Here is a 24,158-nt window from a genome sequence, read left to right on the forward strand (position 1 = left end):
CAGTTGCTTCGCGCTGATACCGAGCTCGAAAGTACAGGTCAATTTTTTTACGTATCACTGGCGGCAGCGTGCTGCTCGAATCTGCGGCGCATCGCACGTAAGCGGTGAATCTCGTTGGCCTATGCGGACAAAATTGAGTGAGAAACTGTCACGTCGCATAACGCGATGAGCCCCCAGAACTCGGCGTAAATCCGGACAAGCGCCCAACCTTGTCGATCGGCGCGACCCTGCGTAATATCTCCTCGCCAACCTCGATCCGCCTTCATGTCTTCGCTCAAATACCTGACCGGCTACCCCGCACCTCTGCAAGAGAAGGTGAGAACGCTGATCGCCGACGATCAGCTCGGCTCCTATCTCGCGCAGAAGTACCCGAACACGCACGAGGTGCAAACCGACCGCGCGCTGTACGAGTACTGCGGGGAGCTCAAACGCGAATACCTGCGCAACGCGGAGCAGCTCGACAAGGTCACTTACGACAGCAAGCTCGACGTGATGCGTCACGCGCTCGGCCTGCATACGAGCATTTCGCGCGTGCAGGGCAGCAAGCTGAAGGCGAAGAAGGAAATCCGCATCGCGTCGCTATTCAAGGGCGCCGCGCCGGAGTTTCTGAAGATGATCGTCGTGCACGAACTCGCTCATCTGAAAGAGAGCGATCACAACAAGGCGTTCTATCGTCTGTGCGAGTTCATGCAGCCGGGTTACCACCAGATCGAATTCGATCTGCGTCTGTATCTGACGCATCGCGATCTGGCGAAGAAGCCCGGGTGAGGGACGCCGCGCGCAAGGCGCGGAAAATAGAGCCGACTTCAGGCCGCCAGAACGGCGGCATCCTCCACCGCCGACGCCGTCAACAACACCGGAATCGACTTCGACGTCGGCGTACCCGCGCCATCCGCGACCGAGGAGAGTGGCACCAGCGGATTCGTCTCCGGGTAATAAGCGCCGAGGCAGCCGCGCGGAATGTCGTACTCGACGAGCAGAAAACCGTCCACCCGTCGCTCGATGCCATCGGCCCACACGCTCGTGATATCGACACGCTGACCGGCCGCGAACCCGAGCATCGCGAGATCGTCCTTGTTGGCGAACAGCACGCGCCGCTGTCCGTACACGCCGCGATAGCGATCGTCGAGACCGTAAATCGTCGTGTTGTACTGATCGTGTGAGCGGGTGGTCATCAGCGTCATCAGGCGTTCGCCGTGACGCTTCTTCGCCTGATGAATCGGCGTGTCGAGCGCGATCGCGTGGACGATGAACTGCGCCTTGCCGCTCGGCGTTTTCCAGATGCGATCGCGCGACGCGACGCCGAGATGGAAACCGCCGGGCTTCTTCAGCCGCTCGTTGTAGTCGTCGAAACCGTCGATCACCTTCGCGATGCCATCGCGAATCAGCGCATAGTCGGCCGCATGCGCGAGCCAGTCCACCTTGCCGCTGCCCAAAGTCGCATGCGCCATGCGCGCGACGATCGCCACTTCGGATAGCAGATTGTCCGACGCCGGCTTGTTCATCCCGTATGAGATGTGCACCATGCTCATCGAATCCTCGACGCTGACGCCTTGCGGCACGCCGTTCTGAATATCGATCTCGGTGCGCCCGAGCGTCGGCAGGATGAGGGCGTCGCGGCCATGCACGAGGTGGCTGCGATTGAGCTTCGTCGTCACGTGCACGGTCAGCTCGCATGCGCGCATCGCGTCCCACGTGCGCGGCGTATCCGGCGTCGCGATCGAGAAATTGCCGCCGAGGCCGATGAACACTTTCACCTTGCCATCGAGCATCGCCTGAATCGTGTTGACGACGTCGAGACCGTGCTCACGCGGCGGCGCGAAATCGTAGACTGCGCCAAGCTTGTCGAGAAACGCTTCGGTAGGCTTTTCCTCGATGCCGACCGTGCGGTCGCCCTGCACGTTCGAGTGGCCGCGCACCGGGCACAGCCCCGCGCCGCGCCGGCCGATATTGCCGCGCATCATCATCAGATTCGACAGCAATTGCACCGTCGCGACAGAGTTCTTGTGCTGCGTGAGACCCATGCCCCAGGTCGCAATCACCGCGCGGCCCTTCACGTAGATATCGGCGAGCTTCAGCACCTCGTCGAGCGGCACGCCGGCCTCGGCGACGATCGTGTCCCAGCGCTCGGCGCGCAGATCATCGGCGAATGCGGCGAAGCCGACCGTGTGCTGGGCGATGAAGTCGACGTCGAGCACGCGCTCGAGGCCTGACACGAGCGCTTCGTCGTCGAGTTCGAGCACGCGTTTGGCGACGCCCTTGATCAGCGCGAAATCGCCGCCGACCTTCGGACGGATGAACACGGAGCTGATTTTCGTGCTGCCCATCGTCAGCATTTCGACCGGATGCTGCGGGCTCGCGAAACGTTCGAGGCCGCGCTCCTTCAGCGGATTGATCGACACGATCGTGGCGCCGCGCTTCGCGCATTCGCGCAGCTCGCCGAGCATGCGCGGATGGTTGGTGGCCGGGTTCTGGCCGAAGATCAGCAGCGTATCCGCGTGTTCGAAGTCGTCGAGCGTGACCGTGCCCTTGCCGACGCCGACCGTGTGCGGCAGGCCACGGCTCGTCGCCTCGTGGCACATGTTCGAGCAATCGGGAAAATTGTTGGTGCCGTACATGCGCACGAAAAGTTGATACAGGAACGCGGCTTCGTTGCTCGCACGGCCCGACGTATAGAACGCGGCGCGGTTCGGATCATCGAGGCGCTTCAGATGGCTTGCGATGAGCTCGAACGCGCCGTCCCAGCCGATCGGCACGTAGCGGTCGCGCGCGGCGTCGTAGACGAGCGGATCGGTCAGGCGGCCGTGCTGCTCAAGCTCGAAGTCGGATTGCGTCATCAGCTCTGTGACGCTGTGCTGCTCGAAGAATGCCGGCGTCACGCGCTTGCCGGTGGCCTCGGCGGCCACCGCCTTCACGCCGTTTTCGCAGAACTCGAACGTCGACGCGTGCTCGCGATCCGGCCACGCGCAGCCGGGGCAGTCGAAGCCGTCAGGCTGGTTCTGCTTGAGCAGCGTGCGGTAGTTGCCGCCCGCGACCTTTTCCTTGAGCAGGTTGATGGCGACATACTTCAGCGCGCCCCAGCCGGCGGCGGGGTGCTTGTACGGCTCGATGCGAGGTTCGGCTTGTGCTTCGTTCTTCTTCATGACGTGACGATGGACAGATTCGACAGATTTTGCAGAGCAATGCCCGCAAGCGTACTGTGTTCCACAATCCACGTCGGATACAGAAAATCGTAAAGAGTAGGAGTACAGTTGCGCGACGATCCCTGAACCGCCCGAATCGCATGAAGCTCTACGAAAAACTCGCCGACGAAATCACCGAAGCCGTGCGCCGCGGCGTATTCGCGGCCGGCGAGCGGATTGCGTCGGTGCGCCAGGCGAGCCAGCAGCACGGCGTCAGCATCAAGACGGTGCTGCATGCGTATGCGCTGCTGGAGAGCCGCGGCATCATCGAGAGCCGGCCGCAGTCGGGCTATTTCGTGCGCGACGCTGCCGCGCGGGCGCTCGCGCCGGTGCCCGGCGCGGCGCGCGCGGGCCGCAAGTCCGCGCCGCCGCCGATGCCCGCGACGGTCGACGTGAGCCGGCTCGTGCTGTCGACCCTGCGCAGCATCCGCGCGCACGACGCCGTGCCGTTCGGCTCGCCGTATCCCGATCCGTCGCTGTTCCCGTGGCGGCGCATCAACCAGTACGCGAACGCGGTTGCGCGGCGGCACGCGAGCTGGAATCTGATCGACGATCTGCCGCCGGGCAACCCCGAGCTGATCCGCCAGATCGCGCGGCGCTACGCGGAAAACGGTCTGCCGGTCGATCCGGGCGAAATCGTGATCACGCTCGGCGCGACCGAGGCGATCAACCTGAGCCTGCAGGCGGTCGCGAAGCCGGGCGACACCGTCGCGGTCGAATCGCCGACCTTCTACGCGATGCTGCACGCGATCGAGCGCCTCGGCATGCGCGCAATCGAGGTGGCGACGCATCCGGTCGACGGCATCGACATCGACGCGCTCGCGAAGGTGATCGCGCGGCAGAAGATCGCCGCGTGCATGGTGATGCCGAACTTCCAGAATCCGCTCGGTTTCTGCATGTCCGACGAGCGCAAGCGGCAGCTGGTCGAACTGCTGGCCGCGCACGAGATTCCGGCGATCGAAAACGACGTCTACCAGGAGCTGTATTTCGGCGACGCGCGGCCATCGACGCTGAAGACGTTCGACACCAAAGGGCTCGTGCTGCACTGTGCGTCGTTTTCGAAAAGCCTGAGCGCGTCGTACCGGATCGGCTGGGCGCTGCCGGGGCGTTATCGCGCGCAGGTCGAGAAGCTCAAGTTTCTGAATACGCTGACGACGCCGTCGGTGCCGCAGGTCGCGGTCGCCGATTATCTGCGTCAGGATGGCTACGACCGGCATTTGCGGCATCTGCGCCGCGTGTACCGGCAGCAGGCGAGCATCATGAGTGCGCTGGTGCTGCGCTTCTTCCCGGTCGGCACGCGCGTGTCGACGCCGCGCGGGGGCTACGTGCTGTGGGTCGAGCTGCCGGTTGCGATCGACTCGATGCGGCTTTATCAGGCCGCGCTCGAACGCGGGATCACGGTCGGGCCGGGGATGATGTTTTCGACGCGCAACGATTATCGGCACTTCATCCGGCTCAACTACAGCTATCCGTGGACCGCGCAGGCCGAGGCGGCGCTGAAGACGCTCGGCGAGCTGGCTACGGCGATGGCGTGAATGGCGCAACCGCGATACGACCGACACCTCACAACTGCGAGACCGACATGAACGACGACGACATCGACCCGCAACTCGCCGCGATACTCGCGCAGCTATGGCGCGCGCATCGCGAGACACCCCGGCGCGCATGGTCGCTAGCGAAGCTGTCGAAGCAGGCCGGCGTGCCGATGAGCAGCTTGCGGCGGCAATTGACGGCGCTATCGGGCGGCGGTCTCGTCGATACGATGTTCCACGACGATGGCACCGGAGCCGCGTCGCTGAGCGAAATCGGCGCGCAGCTTTGCGCGGAGCTGTTCGGCACAGGCGAGGGCGGTGAGCCGTCGGCCGCTGACTGAGCTTTGTGCGCGCAATTCACCCGGCGCGCAGGTTGATCGCCGTCGTGGCCAGTGTGTTTCGCCGTCTCATTGCCCAACGCTCGCCTGCACCTGCGGTTGCATCGGCATCGGCGCTTGTGCTTGCGGCGGCGCCATGTCCACAGGCTCGAGCGTGGCCACGCCGCAAAACCAGTCGCCATCGTGCGGCTGATACTTCCAACGCTTGCCCGACTGTCCGATCACGCTTGCACACTGCTCGTTGACGACGAGGCCGGGCTTCGCGGCCGTGCATTGCAGCGTCGACGGGTCCGGGTGCGCGTCCGCATCCCCACCCGCGGACGCCGCGTGCCGCGAGCCGCCCGGCAAGCTCGCCAGCAGCCGCTGCAACTCGTCGATGCGCGTCGCGTACCACGTCCGCAGACACGCGGCGTCACGGCAGTTCGCCTCGCGCCAGGCCCACTTGCTGTCGCTGTCGTCGACGAACGCGCGGCGCTGGGCGACTCGTCGACGCGCTTGCCAGTAGAGTTGGCCCAAACTGTCGTCGAGCGCCGACAGCGCGGAGTCGCCGCAAATTATGCGCTCGGCCGGCGAGCGGCCGCGCTGGCAGTCGAAGCTGGTGGCGTTGGCATACGGATGCGCGAGCAGCAGTCCGGCGATCAGGAGGGGGCGGAAAAGGGTCATCAGGGTCCCGGCGGTGCATCGATTGATCATGCCGCCGATGATCGACCGGTCGCGCGCCTCGCGCACGTCCGAACAACGCGGGAGTTCGGGCAGGTCGTTACCAGATGTTGCCGCACGGGCTTGCCGGCTGGCATGTGCCATGCGCGAGTACGGCGCGCGCACGTTCGCGTGTCATGAAGAAGGCGCAATGTCTATATATTGGAAGTGGGGGCACATAGGCCGGCGTGATCAAAAGGCGGCCATCGAGATAGGAACAACGAATGCAGCGACAACTCGTGATCGGTCTTTACATGGCAGCGGGCCTGCTGATTTTGCCAGGCGTGGCCAGCGCGCAGTCGCAGGCCTATACGAATAGCGGCACAAACCTGCGCGCGGGCCCGGCGTCCGACTACCCGATCGTCGCGCAGCTACCGGGCGGCGTTCCGGTGACGGTGATGGGGTGCCTGAGCAACTACCAGTGGTGCGACGTCGCCACACCGAATCTGCGGGGCTGGGTGTATGCGTCTCGGCTCAGTTCGCCGTACCAGGGCTACAACATGCCGCTGAACTACGGCGCCGCGCTCGGCCTGCCGATCCTCGCGTTCTCGATCAACGATTACTGGGGCAACTACTACCGCGGCCAGCCGTGGTACGGCCAGCGGTCGCGCTGGGCGCGTCATGCGCCGCCCCCGCCGCCGCGACCGGGCGCTGGGCATCCGCCGCCGAACTGGCGGCCGTTGCCCGGGCATGTCGGCGGGCGTCCTCCGGGTGGCTCGCCGCCGGGCAACGCGGGCGGGCGTCCTCCGGGTGGGCCGCCGCCGGGCCATGCAGGCGGACGGCCTCCAGGTAACGAGGGCGGCCGACCACCGGGCAACGCGGGCGGCCGACCACCGGGTGGTCCGCCGCCGCGCAGCGCCGGCGGCCGTCCTCCCGGCGCGCAGCAGGGCGGTGGGGGTGGCCGGCCACCGGGCGGCGGACCGCAAGGCGGCGGAGGCGGTCGCCCGCCGGGCGGCGCTCAGCAGGGCGGCGGCAATCGTCCCCCAGGTGGTCAAGGCGGACCTCAAAGTGGTCATCAAGGCGGACCTCAAGGCGGTGGTGGCGGCGGAACACGGCCACCAGGAGGCGGCGGCAACAATTGACAATTGAGACATTGACGCCGCCACAGCACTGAAGACAGTGGTGCCAATCGGGTCGCCGCAACGTGCCGCAGCGGCCGGGCATCGAGCCGCTGCGGCGCCTGCGGGCCACGAACCGACGGCCTCAGACCTGCCGTCGCCCGTCGTACCCGCGTCAACCGATGCTTGCACACCACACCCGTAGCCGTCCGCACGCGATGCGTGGCAGATTTTCACGCCGTGCTTAGCGTAAACCCCGGTGTGCCGCGTACACTAACTTGCCGTTGTTGGGTTGGGGGGCGCAACTATGATTTGCGAAGCGACATCACGTGGCACGACAGCCGCGCCGGAGGGCGCCCGCTATCGCCCGGAACGGGCCGAGGAAGTACTCGCATCCGAGCGCAGCGTGTTGCGGCTGATCACGCGCAACACGCCGCTGCCCGAGCTGCTCGACGAAGTCTGCCGTCGCGCCGAGGCGCTGCTCGGCGACGGCGCGTGCTGCTCGATCCTGCTGCTCGACCCCGACGGCTTGCACGTGCGCGTCGGCGGCGCGCCGTCGCTGCCGCCCCCGTTCAGCGCCGCGATCGAGGGCGCCGCGATCGGTCCGCGCGCCGGCTCGTGCGGCACGGCCATGTTCGAGCGCCGTCTGGTGATCGTCGACGACATCGAATCCGATCCGCTGTGGGAAAACTTCCGCGCTTTCGCATTGCCCCATGGCTTGCGCGCCTGCTGGTCCGTGCCCTTCGAAAACGATGCCGGCAACGTGCTCGGCGCGTTCGCGGTCTACTACCGCACCACGCGCCGTCCGACCCCCGAGGAAGAGGCGATGCTGCGCGACATCGGCAGCAGCGTCGGCCTCGCGGTCCATCAGGACGCGATGGCGCAGCGCCTCGCGCATAGCGAGGAGCGTCACCGGCTGGTCGTCGATCATCTGAGCGAAGGCATCGTCGTGCAGTCGCGCACCGGCATCGTGCTCGCCTGCAATCCGAGTGCGCAGCGCATGCTGCACGTGACGCCGCAGGTCGTCGGCCGCAGCATGCAGACCGTGATGACACGCGCGTTCGGCGAGGACGGCTCGGTGATCGGCGACGCCAACCGTCCGGTCACCCAGGTCTTCGCGACCGGCAAGCCGATGCTCGGCGTGACGATCGGCCTCGAGCTGATGAGCGGCGAAGTCGTGTGGATCACGGAAAACGTCGTGCCGATCCTGCGCCCGGGCGACAGCGAACCGGACTCCGTGCTGATTTCGTTTTCCGACATCGGGCCGGTGCGCGAGGCGCAGCGCCAGCTGAAGTACCTCGCCACGCGCGATTCGCTGACGGGCCTCTACAACCGCGCCTACCTGACCGAGCGGATGCGCGACCTGTTCGCGCCGAGCGCCGGCGGCGAGCATGGCGGCGAACTCGCCAGCGTCGCCGTGCTGTTCGTCGATCTCGACGGCTTCAAGAAGGTCAACGACACCGCCGGTCACGAAGCCGGCGATGCCCTGCTGTGCAGTGTCGCCGAGCGGTTGTCGGCCTGCGTCGGGCGCAGCGACACGCTGGCGCGGGTGGGCGGCGACGAGTTCGTGATCGTCTCCAGTGCGTGCGGTAATACCAGCGAGCTGATCGGCCTCGCGCATCGTGTTCTCGACATGATCGCGGTGCCATTCGCGGTGGCGGGCAACGAGTACTACCTGGGCGCGTCGATCGGCATCAGCCTCTTTCCCGAAGACGGCCGGGACGTCGCGACGCTGATGCGCAACGCCGACTCGGCGATGTATCACGCGAAGCAGCGCGGCCGCAACAACTTCCAGTTCTTCACCGCCGAGCTGAACCAGCATCTGCAGCGGCGTTTCACGATCGAGCAGTCGCTGCGGCGCGCGCTCGCGGGCAACGAGCTGAGCCTCGTGTACCAGCCGATCGTCGATAGCCAGAGCGGCCGCACGATCGGCGCGGAAGCGCTGCTGCGCTGGTACAACGGCGAACTGGGCAACGTGTCGCCGGGCGAATTCATTCCGGTCGCCGAGGACGCTGGACTGATCGTCGAGATCGGCGACTGGGTGCTCGAACACGCCTGCCAGCAGGTCGCGCAGTGGCGGCGCACGTTGGCGCCGCATCTGGTCGTCGCGGTGAATCTGTCGCCGCGGCAGTTCAACGACGGGCTGCTCGAGCGCATCGAGCGCTGTCTCGCGCAGTGCGCGCTCGAACCGGCCGCGCTCGAACTCGAAATCACCGAGCGGCTGCTGATGAGCGACAGCGATACCGTGCTGCCGATGCTGAGCGCGCTGAGCGCAATGGGCGTGCGCGTGTCGGTCGACGATTTCGGCACCGGCTATTCGTCGCTGTCGTACCTGAAGCGCTTTCCGCTGCACAACCTGAAGATCGACCGGTCGTTCGTCGCGGGGCTGCCGGATCATCGCGATTCGATCGCGATCACCCAGGCGGTCGTCGCGATGGCGCACTCGCTCGGCATGAACGTGACCGCCGAGGGCGTCGAGACCGCCGAGCAGGCGGCGTTTCTGCGCGCGATCGATTGCGACAAGCAGCAGGGCTACCTGTACAGCCGGCCGGTCGGGGCCAGCGCCTATGCGCGCACGCTGTACGACGCGGAATTGATCGGCATGGCGAAGGCGTCCTGATGCGATTGTTCAGTTTGCCGAACAAGTGACTTCGCGTTGCCGCTATTTATCGGCGGCGACGCGCTCCCTAGAATTCCCCCATCGAAACGTTATTGGTGCGCAGTGCCGAAGCGGCGCTCCGCAATGGGGGTCGTGATGTCAGAGTTGATCAGAAACCAGCTTTACCGGCCATCGGTCGTGTTGCCGATGGTCGCCTTGATGCAGGTGATGGTGTCGCAAGACTTCAATCTCGGCCAGGTCGGCTGGGTGTTCGCGGCGCGCGGCGCGCAGGCCGCATTGCAGCGTTCGCGCGAGTTGATTTGCGCGGTTCATTGCCACGCCTGAGAAGTCCCGCGAAGTACCACCCAGTAATCCAGACTGATTGGCGCCGCCTCGCGCGGCGCGCGGCGAAACGGGCCGTCGCCAAAGCGCCCGCACAATCCGACATCGCATGGCAGCCCGTGGCACTAAGCGTAAGATGCTACGACCTGCACCCTGCCCCGGGAGAGTTGCCATGCCACAGCACTTCGACGCAGTCGTGATCGGTACGGGACAAGGCGGCTCGCCGCTCGCCGTGCGGCTCGCTCAAAGCGGGCGCCGTACCGCGGTGATCGAACGCGCGGACTTCGGCGGCACCTGCGTCAACGTTGGCTGCACGCCGACCAAATCTTATGTGGCGAGCGCCCGCGCGGCGCACGTGGCGCGCCATGCGGCGGACCTCGGTGTGCAGGTGGGCTCGGTCAGCGTCGATATGGCGGCCGTCAAGGCGCGCAAGGACCGGATCATCGGACAGTCGCGCAGCGGCGTCGAAAAATGGCTGCGCGGCACGGAAAACATCACGGTGTTCAATGGCCACGCGCGCTTCACCGGTGCGCGCACGCTTTCGATCATCGGGCGCGACGGCCAACTGCTGGACGAGCTCAGCGCGTTCGAAATCTTCATCAACACCGGCACGCGCGCGGTCGTGCCGCCGCTCGAAGGCATCCAGCGGATTCCGTACTACACGAACTCGACGCTGCTCGAACTGACCACGTTGCCGAATCATCTGGTGATCGTCGGCGGCAGTTATATCGCGCTCGAATTCGCGCAGGTGTTTCGCCGCTTCGGCAGCCGCGTCAGCGTGCTGGTGCGTGGCGAGCGCGTGCTCAACCGCGAGGATGCCGATTTCGCGGAATCGGTGCAGAAGGTGCTCGCGCGCGAGGGCGTCGAGTTTCATTTCGGCGTGCAGCCGACGCGCGTCGAGCCGCATCCGCATCGCGCAAACGACGTGTGCGTCGGCTTCGAGCAGAACATTCCGGCGATGGAGGCATCGCATCTGCTGATCGCGACCGGCCGCACGCCGAATACCGACGACCTCGGTCTCGACGTCGCGGGCATCGAGACCGACCGGCATGGCACGATCATCGTCGACGGCCAGCTGCGCACCAGCGTGCCGGGCGTGTGGGCGATCGGCGACGTGAACGGCCGCGGCGCGTTCACACATACGTCTTACGACGACTACCAGATCGTCGCGGCGAACCTGCTCGACGGCGGCGCGCGCAGCGTCGACACGCGGATCATGACGTACGCGGTGTTCGTCGATCCGCCGCTCGCGCGTGTCGGCATGTCGGAAGAGGAGGTGCGCAAGAGCGGCCGCAATGCGCTGATCGCCACGATGCCGATGTCGCGCGTGGGCCGTGCGCGCGAGCGTGGCGAAACCGACGGCTTCATGAAGGCGCTCGTCGATGCGAACAGCAAACAGATACTCGGCGCGGCGATTCACGGCGTCGAGGGCGACGAGGCGATCCATACGTTCGTCGACATCATGACGGCGGGCGCGCCATATTCGACTTTGCAATACGCGATGCACGTGCATCCGACCATCAGCGAACTCGTGCCGACGCTGCTCGATGGACTCAAACCGATGCAATGAATGCGTTGACGCCGGCGCGACACGCCCATGACAAGCTCGCTCAAACCCGCACGTAGCAGCGGCAACCTGTTCGACGCCGTCGCGCGGTCGAGGACGACGGCCGATGAGCAGGTCGACGCGCTCGTCGAGCGGGGCGGCGTGACGATAGAGCGGATCGTCTCGACGGGGCAGGCGAGTCCGCCGGGCTTCTGGTACGACAGCCCGCGCGCCGAATGGGTCGTGCTGCTCAGCGGCGCGGCGGTGCTCGAATTCGACGGCGACCCCGAGCCGCATCCGATGAAGCCAGGCGATCACGTGCTGATCGAAGCGCATTGCCGGCACCGCGTCGCATATACGAGCGACACCGAGCCAAGCGTGTGGCTCGCCGTCTACTACCCGTGAGCCCCGGCGCATAGAGCCGTTCGCGCGGCCGGTTCCGCGCATCGACAAATCCTCGCGCCATCGCGGATAATCGGCAGCGGCGCGGCCCGGGCGCAACGCGCGGGCGGGCTGTGCGCCCCACCGCATTCATCTTCGGGACAACGCAGCATGGGCAAGGGACGCGTCGAAGCCTTCAGCGATGGCGTAATCGCCATCATCATCACGATCATGGTGCTCGAGCTGAAGGTGCCCGAGGGCTACGATCTCGCGGCGCTGCGCCCGGTCGTACCGGTGTTCTGCGCTTACGTGCTGAGCTTCATCTACGTCGGCATCTACTGGAACAATCACCATCACGTGTTCCATGCGGTGCAGAAGGTCAACGGCACGGTGCTGTGGGCGAACCTGCATCTGCTGTTCTGGCTGTCGCTGCTGCCGGTCGTCACGCACTGGGTCGGCCGAAACCATCTGGCCGCGTGGCCGACCGCGATGTACGGCATCGTGCTGTTCATGTCGGCGATCGCGTATTTCATCCTGACGCGTGCGCTGATTTCTCAGCATGGACGCGATTCGGCACTGGCCAAAGCGCTCGGCAACGACTTCAAGGGTAAGGTCTCGGTCGTCATTTACCTGACCGGCATCGGGCTCGCGTTCGTCGTGCCGTGGGCGTCGGCGGCGCTGTACGCGCTCGCGGCCGTGTGGTGGTTCGTGCCGGACCGGCGCATCGAACACGTGCTGGAGGCCTGAGCATGCTGCTCGCGCTGAAGCTCGTGCTGGTGCCGGCCTTTCTCGCGGCGCTGACGGTGGCCGCGCGCGTCTGGGGACCATCGGTCGCGGGATGGCTCGCGGGGCTGCCGGTCGTCGCCGGACCGATCATGCTGCTGCTCGCGCTCGAGCGAGGGCCGGCGTTCGCGGCGCAGGCGTCGGCGGCGTCGATTGCGGCGATCGCCGCGTTGGAGGCGTTCAATCTTGCTTATGGTTGGACCTGCCGGCGTTTCGCCTGGCCGCTTGCACTGGTCGTGGGGGTGGCCGGCTGGCTCGGCGCGGCGCTGCTGATCGTGCGGCTGCCCGGTTCGGCCGGGTGGGCGCTGGCGGCGGCGTGCGTGGGCGTCGCGGTGTCGCAGAGCAGCTTGCCGCGCGCGACCGGTCATGTACCGGCGGCGCGCGTCGGCCGCGCGGATCTGGCGGTACGCATGCTCGCGGGCGCGCTGCTGACGCTCGCGGTGACGACGGCCTCGGCATCGATGGGCGCGGCGTGGAGTGGCGTGCTGTCGGTGTTTCCGCTGCTCGGTATCGTGCTCGCGGTATCGGCGCAGCGTGCGCATGGCGCGGACTTCGTCGCGCTGCTGATGCGCGGCATGGTGGTCGGGCGCGGCTCGTTCGCGGCGTTCTTCGCGGTGACGGCATTGCTGTTGCCACAGTACGGTGTGGCGACGGGCTTTGCGTGCGCGGCGGTGGTGTCGGTCGTCGTGCAGGGGTTGACGCGGCGCATGCTGGCTGGGCAGCGGCGCGCCCCAGCGGCGGCGCGTGAGTTTGCGCAGCCGCAGACTGAGCAGGACTGCGCATGACTTCACGTCGCCCACCATCGGCTACTGCCCGCATCGGGCTCGTCTCGGATACGCACAACCTCGTGCGTCCCGAAGCGTTGCACTATCTCGACGGCTGCGACGCGATCATTCACGCGGGCGATATCTGCAAGCCGGACGTGCTCGACGCGCTCGCGCGAATCGCGCCGCTGACCGCGGTGCGCGGCAACAACGATACCGGTGAATGGGCGGCGTCTTTACCGACGCATGCTCGGCTGACCGTCCAGCAGGTGACGATTCTGGTCGTGCACGATATCGCCGAGCTGGGCTGCGTACCGCACGACGAAGGCATTCGCGTCGTGGTGAGCGGCCACTCGCACAAGCCTTCGATCGCCGAGCGCGACGGCGTGCTGTACGTCAATCCGGGCAGCGCGGGGCCACGGCGCTTCAAGCTGCCGGTGTGCGCTGGCAGACTGATCGTCGAAGGCTCGCAGGTCAGCGCGACGTTCGATGCGCTGCTGACGTAAAAAAAGCGGGCCGGCGAAAATCGCCGGCCCGCTTCGAGACTACTCTGGCGAGGGATGACTGCGCCGATCAGGCACGCGCGGTCGCAGCCGCCGCGAACCGTTCATCCATCTCCTCGGCCTCGCGTTCGCCGCGCAGCACCGCGTGCGCTTCGGCGCGCGTCGCGACGCACGGGCCCGAGCCGAGCAGCGGCTTGCGCGCGGTTTCGCGCAGCGCAAGCACCGATACGATGCCGATCAGCGATGCACCCATCAGGTAGTACGCGGGCATCATCAGATTGCCGGTGCGGTCGACCAGCCATGCGGTCACGAGCGGCGTCGTACCGCCGAACAGCGACACCGAGACATTGAAGCCGATCGCGAGCGCACCGTAGCGGATCCGGGTCGGGAACAGCGCCGGCAGTGCCGACGGCATCACGCCGGTGAAACACGACAGCAGCACGCCGAGAATCATCAGACCGGCGAACACCGGCAGCACCGTGCCCATGCGAATCAGCAGCAGCGCGGGAATCGACAGCGCGAACAGACCGACGCAGCCGAGCAGCATCACCGGCTTGCGGCCGATCGCGTCGGACAGACGGCCGGCGGCGAGCGTCATCGGCATCATCAGGATCATCACGAGCAGCACGAGGAACAGGCCGTGCGTCTCATTGAAGTGCAGCGTCGCCGACAGATAGCTCGGCAGATACGACAGCGCCATGTAGTCGGTCACGTTGAAGATCAGCACGAGGCCGACGCACAGCAGCAGCGGCTTCCATTGCTGCGCGAGCAGCTGGCCGAACGACTGCTTAGGCAGCGCGCGGTCCTCGGCTTCACGCTGTTCGGCCTGCTTCTTGAACGCGGGCGTTTCCTCGAGCTTCATACGGATGTAGAGACCCATGAGGCCGAGCGGACCGGCGATCAGGAACGGCACGCGCCAGCCCCAGGACAGCAGTGCGTCGGTCGACAGCGTCGCCGTCAACAGCGCGACCGTGCCCGCGCCGAGCACATAGCCGATCAGCGTGCCGAACTCGAGGAAGCTGCCCATGAAGCCGCGGCGCTTGTCGGTCGAGAATTCGGCAATGAAGGTCGCGGCGCCGCCGTACTCGCCGCCGGTCGAAAAGCCCTGCACGAGGCGCGCGAGCAGCAATAGCGCCGGCGCGAGAATGCCGATCGTCGCGTAGTTGGGGATCAGGCCGATCGCGAAGGTGCCCGCGGCCATCATGATCATCGTCATCGCCAGCACGCGCTGACGGCCGATACGGTCACCGAGCGGCCCGAACACCATGCCGCCGATCGGCCGCACGAGAAACGCCGCGGCAAACGTGCCGAAGGTCGCGATGAGCTGCGCCGACGGACTCGACGAGGGGAAGAACACCTTGCCGAGCGTCACCGCGATATAGCTGTACACGCCGAAATCGAACCATTCCATCGCGTTGCCGAGCGCCATTGCGCCGACGGCCCGTTTCAGGAGGGAGTGATCGACGACGGTGATGTCGTCGAGGGTAAGGCGTTGTTCTTGTTTGTGATGTCGCCAGAAGCCGTTGCTGGAAGCGGTCAAGGTTAAAAACTCCAATGACTGCGACGAAACTCGTGATGCGTTCCGCCTCGGTTGCTGGAAGTGCAATTTCGTGAGCGTGGCGAGGGTATCCGCGGCGCTGCTTATCCGGCGGCGGAACAGTTGGCGAAATGAAGCAAACGCCAGTGCCTCGCGATAAGTTCGCGAAAAAACACTCGTCTAGATTGTGCTGGCAGTTGCACCTGCGTGGCCGTGGAAGGGGGGCAGGTGCATGAAGGACGCGGGGCTGCGGAAGCCGACCCATGCGCCAATGAAGGCTTGAAACGAAAAAGGCCGGTCTTGAATTTATCCGCGTTAGGCGGGGAAACGACCGACGAGCCTTCTTGTTTAAAAACAGCTCGATTCAGGATGACGCACGCGCGGAAAACGCACGACGAGCCAATCTGAAAAGAACACGAATGAAGGTGAATTGCAGCTGAAACGGGGCACATATTAGCACGATGACAGAGGATCGTGCAAACCGGGGGTGCGGGCGAAGGCCGCCTGTGTGGCTCAATCCATTGCGGGGCGGGGGTCCGGGCGGGGTCGAAACGGGTTTGAAAACAGACCGCTTAGAACATTCGCGGGGCGATTTTTTGACGTGCAGACGAGGTGAATGCAGACACGACGCGAGGCCGATGTCGGGGCGAAAAAAATCCGCGCTTGCGGCGCGGATTTTTAGGCGTGTGTTCGCCCGGTTCGGGCGACGCGTGCTGGTGTCGCTCTCGACGTGGCAAGCTCAAGCCGACGGCGGCACGTAGCCCGATGCGGTATCCGCGCCTTCGCCGAAGAAGAACTTTTCGGTCTGCTTCATCAGATACTGACGCGCGCGCGGATCGGCCATGTTCAGGCGGTTTTCGTTGATCAGCATGGTCTGCTGCTTCAACCAGGCCTGCCAGGCTTCCTTCGAGATACTTTCGTAGATCCGCTTGCCGAGTTCGCCCGGCAGCGGCGGGAAATCGAGGCCTTCGGCTTCCTTGCCGAGCTTCGCGCATTGAACCATACGAGTCATGCTGTGCTTCTCCTGTGTCGACCGGAGTTAGTGCTTTAGCACGGACTCCGGTCCCATGAAAAATAATTACTGTATCAACGTGGGGCGGGCAAACGCCAGTTCGGATCAGATGGGGACGATCACGCGGCTACTCAAAGCTGTTTCATCAGCACGAGCGACTTTCGCTGCCAGTTATAGAGTCGGCGGCGGTCTTCGGGCAGGTCGTCGACCGTAGCCTTGACGAAGCCGCGTTTCAGGAACCAGTGTTCGGTGCGCGTGGTGAGCACGAAAATGCGCGTGAGGCCGCGTGCCCGCGCGCGCTGCTCGATCCGCTTGAGCAGACGCTCGCCGTCGCCGGTGCCTTGCGCTTCGGGCGCGACCGTCAGGCACGCCATTTCGCCGATGCGCTCCTGCGAATACGGATACAGCGCCGCGCAGCCGAACAGCACGCCGTCGTGCTCGATCACCGAGAAATGGTCGATGTCGCGCTCGATCTGGTGACGGCCGCGCCGTACCAGCGTGCCGTCGGCTTCGAGCGGCTCGATCAGCGCGAGAATGCCGCCGACGTCGTCCGGCGTCGCTTCGCGCAGGCTTTCGAGGTTCTCGTACGAGATCATCGTGCCGACGCCATCGTGCAGGAACAGTTCGAGCAGCAGGCTGCCGTCGAGCGCATACGGGATGATGTGCGCTCGCGGCACGCCGCCGCGGCAGGCGCGGATCGAATGCTTCAGGTAGAAGCCGGCGTCGCCGGTGACTTCGCCGCTTTCGTGCAGCTTGTAGGCGTCGTCGAGCGACAGTTCGCGGATCAGCTCCGTACCGCTTTCGCTGGTCTCCATCAGACCCGCAGTTTCGGTCAGGAACACGATCTTGTCGGCGCGCAGCGCGATGGCCGCGGCCGAAGCCACGTCTTCCATCGACAGATTGAACGCTTCGCCGGTGGGCGAGAAGCCGAGCGGCGACAGCAGCACGAGCTTGCGGCTCGCGAGCGAATGTCTGATCGAATCCGCGTCGATCTTGCGCACGAGACCCGTGTGCTGGAAGTCGACCCCGTCCAGAATGCCGACTGGGCGCGCCGTTACGAAGTTGCCCGACACGACGCTGATGTGCGCGTGCGCCATCGGCGTGTTCGGCAGACCCTGGCTGATTGCGGCTTCGATGTCGAGACGCACTTCGCCGGCGGCTTCCTTCGCGGACTCGAGCGCGCGCGCGTCGGTAATGCGCATGCCGTGCGAAAACTCCGATTCGACGCCGTGGAGACTCATCTGCTCCTCGACCTGCGGGCGCGAGCCATGCACCAAAACGATCTGGATGCCCATTGCCTGTAGCAGCGCGATGTCGGACACGAGCGCATTGAGCAGCCCCTGATGCACCACTTCGCCGCCGAAACCGACGACGAATGTCTTGTTTCGGAACGCGTGGATATACGGAGCGACTGAACGCATCCAGTCGACGAATTGCGCGTGCTGGGCGAGGGTTTCCGGTGAGTCGGCGGGGGCCGGAACGCTCGCGGGCGCGGGGACGAGGTCGGTTTGGGAATTCATGCCGGGGATTATAATGCGCCCCCATGTCGAATGTACCCAAAAGTCCCGCTGGGGCGAACGAGAAACCGGCGTCGGCCGGTGAGCCGGCCAGGCCCGGTGACACGATGCGCCACCCAGCGCAGGATGCGAAACCAGAGCAGGCGCGTGACGCGCGTCGGGAGGCGGGCGCGTCTGCGCAAACAGTGTCGCAGGAAGGTGGCGGTGCGGGTCGTGACGATCGCGAAAAGCACCCTCGCGCGCGAGGCGCGGCGCGTGATGAACGGCGCGGCGAATCTCGCGCTGAATCGGGTGAAGCGTCCGGTGCCAAGCGGGGCGGTGGGGCTCGTGGCGAGCCACGTGGAGCTTCGTTGGGCGAGCAGCTCGGCCAATTCCGTTCCGCGCTTCAAAACGCGGCCCGTGAGCAGCAGAGTGGTGGGCCGCAAAGCGAGCAACAGGAGGGGCCGCAAAGCGAGCACCGCAGTACGCCTTCGACCGCGCCTCGCGGTGCGCATGGCCGCCAGGCTCGTGATGAGCGAGGTGGTACGCGGCAAAGCGGGCAGCGTGGCGAAGTCCGCGACGCGCGCTCGGACACGCCGCGCGTTGAACGGCATCGTGCGCTTCGCAACGAACAGGAAGAGCGCGGACCACGTGACGAGCAACGTCGCGGTCCGCGCGCCACGCGCTCGCACGACAAACAATCGGGCGAGCCGCGCAAGGAGCCTCGCGCGCCGCGCGAACCGCGGTCGCCGCGGATCGTCGAGCCGAATCCGATTCCACCGATCACGTTCCCCGAAGCACTTCCCGTTTCCGGTCGTCGCGACGAGATCGCGCGGGCGATCGCGGAGAATCAGGTCGTGATCGTGTCGGGCGAAACCGGTTCGGGCAAGACCACGCAGTTGCCGAAAATCTGCCTCACGCTCGGCCGTGGTCTGGGCACAGGCGGCAATGGTCTGATCGGCCATACGCAGCCGCGCCGGATCGCCGCGTCGGCGACCGGGCGCCGTATCGCCGAGGAACTCGGCACGCCGTTCGGTGAAGTGGTCGGCTACAAGGTGCGCTTCAACGACAACCTCGCGCCGGGCGCATCGGTCAAGCTGATGACCGACGGCATTCTGCTTGCCGAAACGCAGACCGATCCGCTGCTGAAAGCCTACGACACGCTGATCATCGACGAAGCGCACGAGCGCAGCCTGAACATCGATTTTCTGCTCGGCTACCTGAAGGAGATTCTTCCGAAGCGTCCCGACCTGAAGCTGATCGTGACCTCGGCGACGATCGACGCCGACCGTTTCGCGCGCCACTTCGGCAGCGACGATAAGCCCGCACCGGTGATCGAAGTGAGCGGGCGGCTTTATCCGGTCGAGGTGCGTTACCGACCGGTGGTCGAGGACAGCCCGGCGGTCAAGGCGGCGCAAGGGACCTCGGGTGTGGCGTCGTCTGGCCGCGAGCGCCCGAAGACGCAGCGCGAGACCGATCGCGATCTGATGGAGGCGATCGTCGAGGCCGTCGACGAACTGTGCCGCGAGGGTCACGGCGATGTGCTGGTGTTCCTGCCCGGCGAGCGTGAGATTCGGGACGCCGCCGAGGCGCTGCGCAAACATCACCCGCCCCATACGGAGATTCTGCCGCTGTTCGCGCGGCTCTCGGCGGCCGAGCAGGAGCGCGTGTTCCGCGCGTCGAACGCGCGCCGCATCGTGCTCGCCACCAACGTCGCCGAAACTTCGCTGACGGTACCCGGCATCCGCTACGTGGTCGACACGGGCCTCGCCCGCGTGAAGCGCTACTCGTATCGCAGCAAGGTCGAGCAGCTGCAGGTCGAGTCGATTTCTCAAGCCGCCGCGAATCAACGGGCGGGGCGTTGCGGACGGGTTGCCGATGGCATCTGCATTCGGCTGTACGAGGAAAGCGACTTCCAGGGCCGCGCGCGCTTCACCGATCCGGAAATTCTGCGCTCTTCGCTCGCTTCGGTGATTCTGCGCATGAAGTCGCTGCACCTGACGGCGATCGAAACGTTCCCGTTTATCGAGCCCCCGCCGGGCCGTGCGATTTCCGACGGCTACCAGTTGCTCAACGAGCTCGGCGCCGTCGACGACGACAATCACCTGACGCCGCTCGGCCGTGAACTCGCGCGACTGCCGCTCGATCCGCGCGTCGGCCGCATGATCCTCGCCGCGCGCGACCAGCAGGCGCTGAAGGAAGTGCTGATCATCGCGAGCGCGCTGTCCGTGCAGGACCCGCGCGATCGGCCGATCGACGCGCAGGAGCAGGCCGACCAGGCGCATCGCCGCTTCGCTGACGAGCGCTCCGAATTCCTGCAGTGGCTGAAGATCTGGAACTGGTTCGACGAAGCGATCGCGCACAAGAAATCGAACCGGCAGTTGCAGGACGAGTGCCGCAAGAACTTCCTGTCGCAGTTGCGGCTGCGCGAGTGGCGCGATGTCCATTCGCAACTGCTGACGGTCGTGCGGGAGCACGGCTGGCGCCTGAACGAAGCGGAGGCTACATTCGAGCAGATCCATCTTGCGCTGCTGACCGGCCTTCTCGGCAACATCGGCCTGAAAGCCGACGATGAGCCGTACTATCTCGGCGCGCGCGGCATCAAGTTCTATTTGTGGCCGGGCTCTGCGCTCGTGAAAAAAGCGGGCAAGTGGGTAATGGCTGCCGAGCTGGTCGAAACGAGCCGGCTTTACGCGCGCTGTATCGCGAAAATCGAGCCGGAGTGGGTCGAGAAGGTCGGCGCGCATCTGCTGAAAAAGTCGCTGTCGGAGCCACATTGGGAAAAGCGCGCGGCGCAGGTGTCCGCGTTCGAGCGCGCGATGCTGTACGGCCTGCCGATTTATCACCGGCGGCGCGTCGCATTCGGCAAGCAGGACCCGGCGCGGGCGCGCGAGCTGTTTATTCGCGGTGCGCTTGTTGAAGGGGAGTTCGACACGAAGCTGGCGTTCTTCGCGCACAACCGCAAGCTGCTTGCCGACATCGAACAGCTCGAGCACAAGTCGCGCCGCCAGGACGTGCTGGTCGACGACGAATTGATCTACGCGTTCTACGATCAGGCGCTGCCGGATGGCGTCTATACCGGCGCGTCGTTCGAGCGCTGGTATCGCGACGAAGTCAAAAAGGGCGGCCAGGCGGAGGACAAGCTGCGGCTTTTGTATTTGTCCCGCGACGATCTGATGCGGCACGAAGCGGCGGGTGTCACGACGGATCTGTTCCCGAAGCGGCTGACGATGGCGGGCATCGAGATGGCGCTGACCTATCACTTCGAGCCGGGCACGCCTCGCGACGGCGTAACGCTCGCGATACCGCTGTATGCGCTGAACCAGGTCGACGCGCGCCGTTGTGAGTGGCTCGTGCCCGGAATGCTGAAAGAGAAGGCGCAGTTGCTGCTGAAGTCGCTGCCGCAGAAGCTGCGTCGGCATTGCGTGCCGCTCCCTGAATACGCGGCAGGTTTCGCCGAACGGCACGGCGCCCAGCGCTTCGGAGCAGGCGGGCTGCTCGAAGCGCTGATCGCCGACGTGCGCGAGCAGACCCAGGTCGCGATGAAGCAGTCCGACTTCAAGCTCGAGACGCTGCCCGCGCATCTGTTCATGAACTTCAAGGTCATCGACGAACATGGCCGGCAGCTCGCGATGGGACGCAATCTGTCGCAACTGCGCGCAGAACTCGGCGGTCAGGCGCAGCAGCATTTCCAGAAGCTCGTTTCGGGCGCGGCAGGCGCCGCCCTGGCCGATGCAGGCGGCGGTGTCGCGACACCTGCGCGGTCTCCCGATCTGGCTGCGAGCGGCCCGGCGCGCGGCAAGGGCGCGGCCGCGCCACAACCCGCGGCGCCGGATGGCGCACCAGCCACCGCGCTGTACGAAGACCTGACCACGTGGAATTTCGGCAAGCTGCCCGAGTTGCTCGAAATTCGCCGTGGTGGCCAGACGTTGTTTGGTTACCCGGCGCTCGTGGACCGTGGCACCCACTGCGACGTCGAGGTGTTCGATTCGCCCGAAGAAGCCGCGCGGATTCATCGGGCGGGCCTGCGTCGGCTTTTCGCGCTGCAGTTGAAGGAGCCGATCAAGTATCTGGAGAAGAATCTGCCGGGCCTGCGCGAAATGGCGATGCAGTTCATGCCGCGCGGCACGCAGGAAGAACTGCGCGATCAGTTGATCGACACCGCGCTCGACCGCGCGTGTCTGCAGGACCCGCTGCCCGACGACGATGCGAGCTTCCATACCCGCCGTGACGAAGGGCGTAGCCGCCTCACGTTGCTCGCGCAGGAAATCTCGCGGCTGGTCGGCCAGATCCTCGGCGAGTACGCGAGCCTGACGAAGAAGCTTCTGCAGGCGAAGCCATTCGCGGCCGCGTACACCGATCTGCAGAATCAACTCGATGCGCTGATCGGCAAGCGTTTTGTCGTCGATACGCCGTATGCCCAACTCGCACATTTCCCGCGTTATCTGAAGGGGATGGCGCTGCGTATCGACAAGCTGCGCGCGGACGCCACCCGCGACGCGCGGCAGTTCGCCGAATTTCAGCCGCTGTTGCAGCACTATCAGCGGGCGGTGTCGCAGCGCGGCGGCGTCACGGATCCGCGGCTTGCGGAATTCCGCTGGCTGCTCGAGGAGTTGCGCATCTCGCTGTTTGCGCAGGAGCTGCGCACCCCCATGCCGGTCTCGGTGAAGCGCTTGTACAAGGTGTGGGAGTCGATGCAGCGGTAAAGTCAGGCCGCTCGCACGCGGGCGCTGGACACTGGGTGTGCAAGGCGGCCGGGCTTTGCCTGACACGATCGCCCGTGCTGATTTCACCAATGCATCCCCGCGCCGATCGATGCGCCGAACTGCCCGCGTGAGTCGGCGCTGCCTTGGGCCTTGTAGATCCATTTGCCGGTGTCCGACAACTGCGACACGCTGATTGCGAGCGCGGATTGACCGCCGTACGTGCCGGCCGCCATCGCGACCATGCCGTGTCCGGGCAGGACCGCTTGCGGCAAGCCTGTCATCGCGAGCGCCGATGCCGTGCCCCCGTAGCTGTCCCGGCGGGCGGAACGGATCTGATCGTCCGTATAGCGATTCGCCGCGCTGATCGCGCCGCTCATGCTTTGCTGCAACTGATTGACGTTGACCGCGTCGCTGCCTCGCACGCCGGCCGCGACGTTGGTGATCTGGCGCTCCTGGCCCACCGAGCCAACCGATACTGAGTTCGCTCGGTCTGCGATGGAGCCCTGGCCCAAGGCCACCGAGTTGTCGGCGCTCGCGCTGGCCGCGGCGCCGACCGCCGTCGCGTTGTTGCCGCTGGCGATGGCGTTCGCCCCGACGCTTGCCGCGTTGGCGCCGCTTGCCCGCGCATTCGCCCCGGCCGCAATCGCGTGTGCACCGGATGCTTGCGCGGTTTCAGTCGCGCTATCACCCGCAGCACTGAATAACGCGCCGGCCGAACCGGTCGCCGCGTTATTGATAGCCCCTTCGAGCGCCGCGTTCAGCTGACCGAGGTTGACCGCGTCGGACGCCCGCACGCCGTTCGCGAGGTTGTGGATGGCGGTGCCCTCCGTGGTATCGCCGCCGAGCGTAATGCTGTTCCGATTGATGCTGCCGTCGGCGTTCGTGTCGTACATGACCGCGCCGTCGAGTTTCGCCGCGCTCGCGCTGCTCTGATCGCTCACCGCTTTCAGCTGGGCGACGTTGACCGCATCGGTGTCCGCGGTGCCGGCCGCGACGTTGGTGATCTGACGCTCGTTGCCCGCTGACCCGACCGATACGGTCCCCGCGCGATCGGCGATCGAGCCCTGACCGAGCGCGACGGCGTTCGCCGCCAGCGCGCTCGACTGATAGCCGAGCGAAAGTGCGTTGTCGGCGGCTGCGCTGGCACCAGAGCCGATCGCGAGCGTGCCGTCGCCGTTTGCCGTCGCGCTGGCCCCGAGCGCCGTGGCCCCTGAGCCGTAGGCCGACGCTGACGCGCCCAGCGAGGTCGCGCCGGCCGTGCCGGCGACGGCGCCCGCGCCTATCGCGGTCGAGTCCGTTGCGCTCGCGCTGGCGCTCGTGCCGAATGCGCTTGCGTTGGCGCCGACGGCGCTGGCGTTGCTGCCCACGGCGAGCGCGTGCGTGCCTTCTGCGAGCGCGTTGTTGGAGCCGTCGGCCGGGTCGGCAGCGCTGAGGTAGTGCAGCGCGCTGCTTTCAGCGAGTGCATCGACCTTGTTGTCGACCGCGTTCAACTGGCTCACGTTGACCGCGTCAGTGGGCGCAGCGCCCGCGGCGACGTTGGTCAGGCGACGCTCATTAGTCGAACCTGAACAATCCGGAGAGCCTTTTGCAGCAAGGGTTTGAAGCGGAAAGTTGTTGATGCATTTGCAGGAACCTGGCAGATTATGGGTAGTTTCCTGCAAATTCTGTCGAGGTCTGGAT

17 protein-coding genes and 1 pseudogene are annotated in these 24,158 nt (G+C 65.8%); 12 read left to right on the top strand and 6 right to left on the bottom strand.

Translation table 11 applies throughout. From position 1 onward, the window contains the following. The first annotated feature begins 264 nt into the window (after window positions 1–264). Window positions 265–768, top strand: coding sequence for a M48 family metallopeptidase (locus AB4Y34_RS36170; RefSeq protein ID WP_368718748.1), 504 nt, complete (start codon window positions 265–267; stop codon window positions 766–768). Window positions 769–806: 38 nt separating this feature from the next. Here the strand turns inward: AB4Y34_RS36170 and AB4Y34_RS36175 are convergent, their stop codons facing one another. Then, window positions 807–3,143, bottom strand: coding sequence for an FdhF/YdeP family oxidoreductase (locus AB4Y34_RS36175; RefSeq protein ID WP_368718749.1), 2,337 nt, complete (start codon window positions 3,141–3,143; stop codon window positions 807–809). 140 nt (window positions 3,144–3,283) lie between these two features. Between AB4Y34_RS36175 and AB4Y34_RS36180 the strand changes: the two genes are divergently transcribed. Both AB4Y34_RS36180 and AB4Y34_RS36185 read left to right on the top strand, forming a co-directional pair. Further along, window positions 3,284–4,717, top strand: a complete 1,434-nt coding sequence (locus tag AB4Y34_RS36180; RefSeq protein ID WP_368718750.1) for a PLP-dependent aminotransferase family protein — start codon at window positions 3,284–3,286, stop codon at window positions 4,715–4,717. A 47-nt stretch (window positions 4,718–4,764) separates the two neighbouring features. Beyond that, window positions 4,765–5,055: a helix-turn-helix domain-containing protein gene (locus AB4Y34_RS36185; RefSeq protein WP_176108142.1), complete on the top strand. Its 291-nt coding sequence runs from the start codon at window positions 4,765–4,767 to the stop codon at window positions 5,053–5,055. A 66-nt stretch (window positions 5,056–5,121) separates the two neighbouring features. Here AB4Y34_RS36185 and AB4Y34_RS36190 read toward each other — a convergent pair whose 3' ends face one another. After that, window positions 5,122–5,715 (bottom strand): lysozyme inhibitor LprI family protein, encoded by a 594-nt coding sequence (locus AB4Y34_RS36190; RefSeq protein ID WP_368718751.1) that lies wholly within the window; start codon window positions 5,713–5,715, stop codon window positions 5,122–5,124. A gap of 260 nt (window positions 5,716–5,975) precedes the next feature. Here AB4Y34_RS36190 and AB4Y34_RS36195 point away from each other — a divergent pair, with 260 nt between their 5' ends. From AB4Y34_RS36195 to AB4Y34_RS36230, 8 genes are all read left to right on the top strand, one after another. Beyond that, a complete protein-coding gene (locus AB4Y34_RS36195; protein WP_368718752.1) occupies window positions 5,976–6,833 on the top strand; it encodes an SH3 domain-containing protein in 858 nt (285 codons plus the stop codon). A 283-nt stretch (window positions 6,834–7,116) separates the two neighbouring features. Beyond that, window positions 7,117–9,429, top strand: coding sequence for a putative bifunctional diguanylate cyclase/phosphodiesterase (locus AB4Y34_RS36200; protein ID WP_368718753.1), 2,313 nt, complete (start codon window positions 7,117–7,119; stop codon window positions 9,427–9,429). 135 nt (window positions 9,430–9,564) lie between these two features. Next, on the top strand, window positions 9,565–9,753 hold the full coding sequence (locus tag AB4Y34_RS36205; protein ID WP_008922008.1) for a hypothetical protein: 189 nt from the start codon (window positions 9,565–9,567) through the stop codon (window positions 9,751–9,753). Between the two features lie 169 nt (window positions 9,754–9,922). Beyond that, a complete protein-coding gene (locus AB4Y34_RS36210; protein ID WP_368718754.1) occupies window positions 9,923–11,320 on the top strand; it encodes an FAD-containing oxidoreductase in 1,398 nt (465 codons plus the stop codon). Window positions 11,321–11,347: 27 nt separating this feature from the next. Beyond that, window positions 11,348–11,701, top strand: coding sequence for a cupin domain-containing protein (locus AB4Y34_RS36215; RefSeq protein WP_368718755.1), 354 nt, complete (start codon window positions 11,348–11,350; stop codon window positions 11,699–11,701). 147 nt (window positions 11,702–11,848) lie between these two features. Then, on the top strand, window positions 11,849–12,424 hold the full coding sequence (locus AB4Y34_RS36220) for a TMEM175 family protein (RefSeq protein WP_176382052.1): 576 nt from the start codon (window positions 11,849–11,851) through the stop codon (window positions 12,422–12,424). 2 nt (window positions 12,425–12,426) lie between these two features. Beyond that, the gene (locus AB4Y34_RS36225; RefSeq protein ID WP_368718756.1) at window positions 12,427–13,245 is read left to right on the top strand and encodes a hypothetical protein; all 819 of its coding nucleotides are present in this window, start codon (window positions 12,427–12,429) and stop codon (window positions 13,243–13,245) included. Further along, the gene (locus tag AB4Y34_RS36230; protein ID WP_368718757.1) at window positions 13,242–13,730 is read left to right on the top strand and encodes a metallophosphoesterase family protein; all 489 of its coding nucleotides are present in this window, start codon (window positions 13,242–13,244) and stop codon (window positions 13,728–13,730) included. The genes AB4Y34_RS36225 and AB4Y34_RS36230 overlap by 4 nt, the downstream gene beginning before the upstream one ends. Window positions 13,731–13,797: 67 nt before the next feature. On the opposite strand, the gene proP is transcribed toward AB4Y34_RS36230, so the two are convergent. From proP to argA, 3 genes are all read right to left on the bottom strand, one after another. After that, window positions 13,798–15,267 (bottom strand): glycine betaine/L-proline transporter ProP, encoded by a 1,470-nt coding sequence (gene proP, locus AB4Y34_RS36235; RefSeq protein ID WP_176108151.1) that lies wholly within the window; start codon window positions 15,265–15,267, stop codon window positions 13,798–13,800. A gap of 736 nt (window positions 15,268–16,003) precedes the next feature. Next, on the bottom strand, window positions 16,004–16,276 hold the full coding sequence (locus tag AB4Y34_RS36240) for an oxidative damage protection protein (RefSeq protein ID WP_026228676.1): 273 nt from the start codon (window positions 16,274–16,276) through the stop codon (window positions 16,004–16,006). A 131-nt stretch (window positions 16,277–16,407) separates the two neighbouring features. Next, the gene (gene argA, locus AB4Y34_RS36245; protein WP_176108152.1) at window positions 16,408–17,796 is read right to left on the bottom strand and encodes an amino-acid N-acetyltransferase; all 1,389 of its coding nucleotides are present in this window, start codon (window positions 17,794–17,796) and stop codon (window positions 16,408–16,410) included. A 347-nt stretch (window positions 17,797–18,143) separates the two neighbouring features. Between argA and hrpA the strand changes: the two genes are divergently transcribed. After that, window positions 18,144–22,478 carry an ATP-dependent RNA helicase HrpA gene (gene hrpA, locus AB4Y34_RS36250; protein WP_368718758.1) on the top strand — a complete coding sequence of 1,445 codons (4,335 nt, stop codon included), beginning with the start codon at window positions 18,144–18,146 and terminating at the stop codon, window positions 22,476–22,478. 83 nt (window positions 22,479–22,561) lie between these two features. On the opposite strand, the pseudogene AB4Y34_RS36255 reads toward hrpA, so the two are convergent. Further along, window positions 22,562–24,040, bottom strand: a pseudogene (locus tag AB4Y34_RS36255) (YadA family autotransporter adhesin); the annotation flags it as partial. Window positions 24,041–24,158 lie beyond the last annotated feature (118 nt).

This window comes from Paraburkholderia sp. BR10954 (assembly GCF_040965775.1).
GTDB lineage: Bacteria > Pseudomonadota > Gammaproteobacteria > Burkholderiales > Burkholderiaceae > Paraburkholderia > Paraburkholderia youngii.

What these genes read in the sequence shown, in the direction of transcription:
- AB4Y34_RS36220 (WP_176382052.1), top strand. Translation starts at nt 11,849, where the DNA reads ATGGGCAAGGGACGCGTCGAAGCCTTCAGCGATGGCGTAATCGCCATC.
- AB4Y34_RS36215 (WP_368718755.1), top strand. Translation starts at nt 11,348, where the DNA reads ATGACAAGCTCGCTCAAACCCGCACGTAGCAGCGGCAACCTGTTCGAC.
- AB4Y34_RS36230 (WP_368718757.1), top strand. Translation starts at nt 13,242, where the DNA reads ATGACTTCACGTCGCCCACCATCGGCTACTGCCCGCATCGGGCTCGTC.
- AB4Y34_RS36190 (WP_368718751.1), bottom strand. Translation starts at nt 5,715, where the DNA reads ATGACCCTTTTCCGCCCCCTCCTGATCGCCGGACTGCTGCTCGCGCAT.
- AB4Y34_RS36210 (WP_368718754.1), top strand. Translation starts at nt 9,923, where the DNA reads ATGCCACAGCACTTCGACGCAGTCGTGATCGGTACGGGACAAGGCGGC.
- AB4Y34_RS36170 (WP_368718748.1), top strand. Translation starts at nt 265, where the DNA reads ATGTCTTCGCTCAAATACCTGACCGGCTACCCCGCACCTCTGCAAGAG.
- argA (WP_176108152.1), bottom strand. Translation starts at nt 17,796, where the DNA reads ATGAATTCCCAAACCGACCTCGTCCCCGCGCCCGCGAGCGTTCCGGCC.
- AB4Y34_RS36195 (WP_368718752.1), top strand. Translation starts at nt 5,976, where the DNA reads ATGCAGCGACAACTCGTGATCGGTCTTTACATGGCAGCGGGCCTGCTG.
- AB4Y34_RS36200 (WP_368718753.1), top strand. Translation starts at nt 7,117, where the DNA reads ATGATTTGCGAAGCGACATCACGTGGCACGACAGCCGCGCCGGAGGGC.
- AB4Y34_RS36225 (WP_368718756.1), top strand. Translation starts at nt 12,427, where the DNA reads ATGCTGCTCGCGCTGAAGCTCGTGCTGGTGCCGGCCTTTCTCGCGGCG.
- AB4Y34_RS36175 (WP_368718749.1), bottom strand. Translation starts at nt 3,143, where the DNA reads ATGAAGAAGAACGAAGCACAAGCCGAACCTCGCATCGAGCCGTACAAG.
- AB4Y34_RS36240 (WP_026228676.1), bottom strand. Translation starts at nt 16,276, where the DNA reads ATGACTCGTATGGTTCAATGCGCGAAGCTCGGCAAGGAAGCCGAAGGC.
- AB4Y34_RS36205 (WP_008922008.1), top strand. Translation starts at nt 9,565, where the DNA reads ATGTCAGAGTTGATCAGAAACCAGCTTTACCGGCCATCGGTCGTGTTG.
- AB4Y34_RS36185 (WP_176108142.1), top strand. Translation starts at nt 4,765, where the DNA reads ATGAACGACGACGACATCGACCCGCAACTCGCCGCGATACTCGCGCAG.
- AB4Y34_RS36180 (WP_368718750.1), top strand. Translation starts at nt 3,284, where the DNA reads ATGAAGCTCTACGAAAAACTCGCCGACGAAATCACCGAAGCCGTGCGC.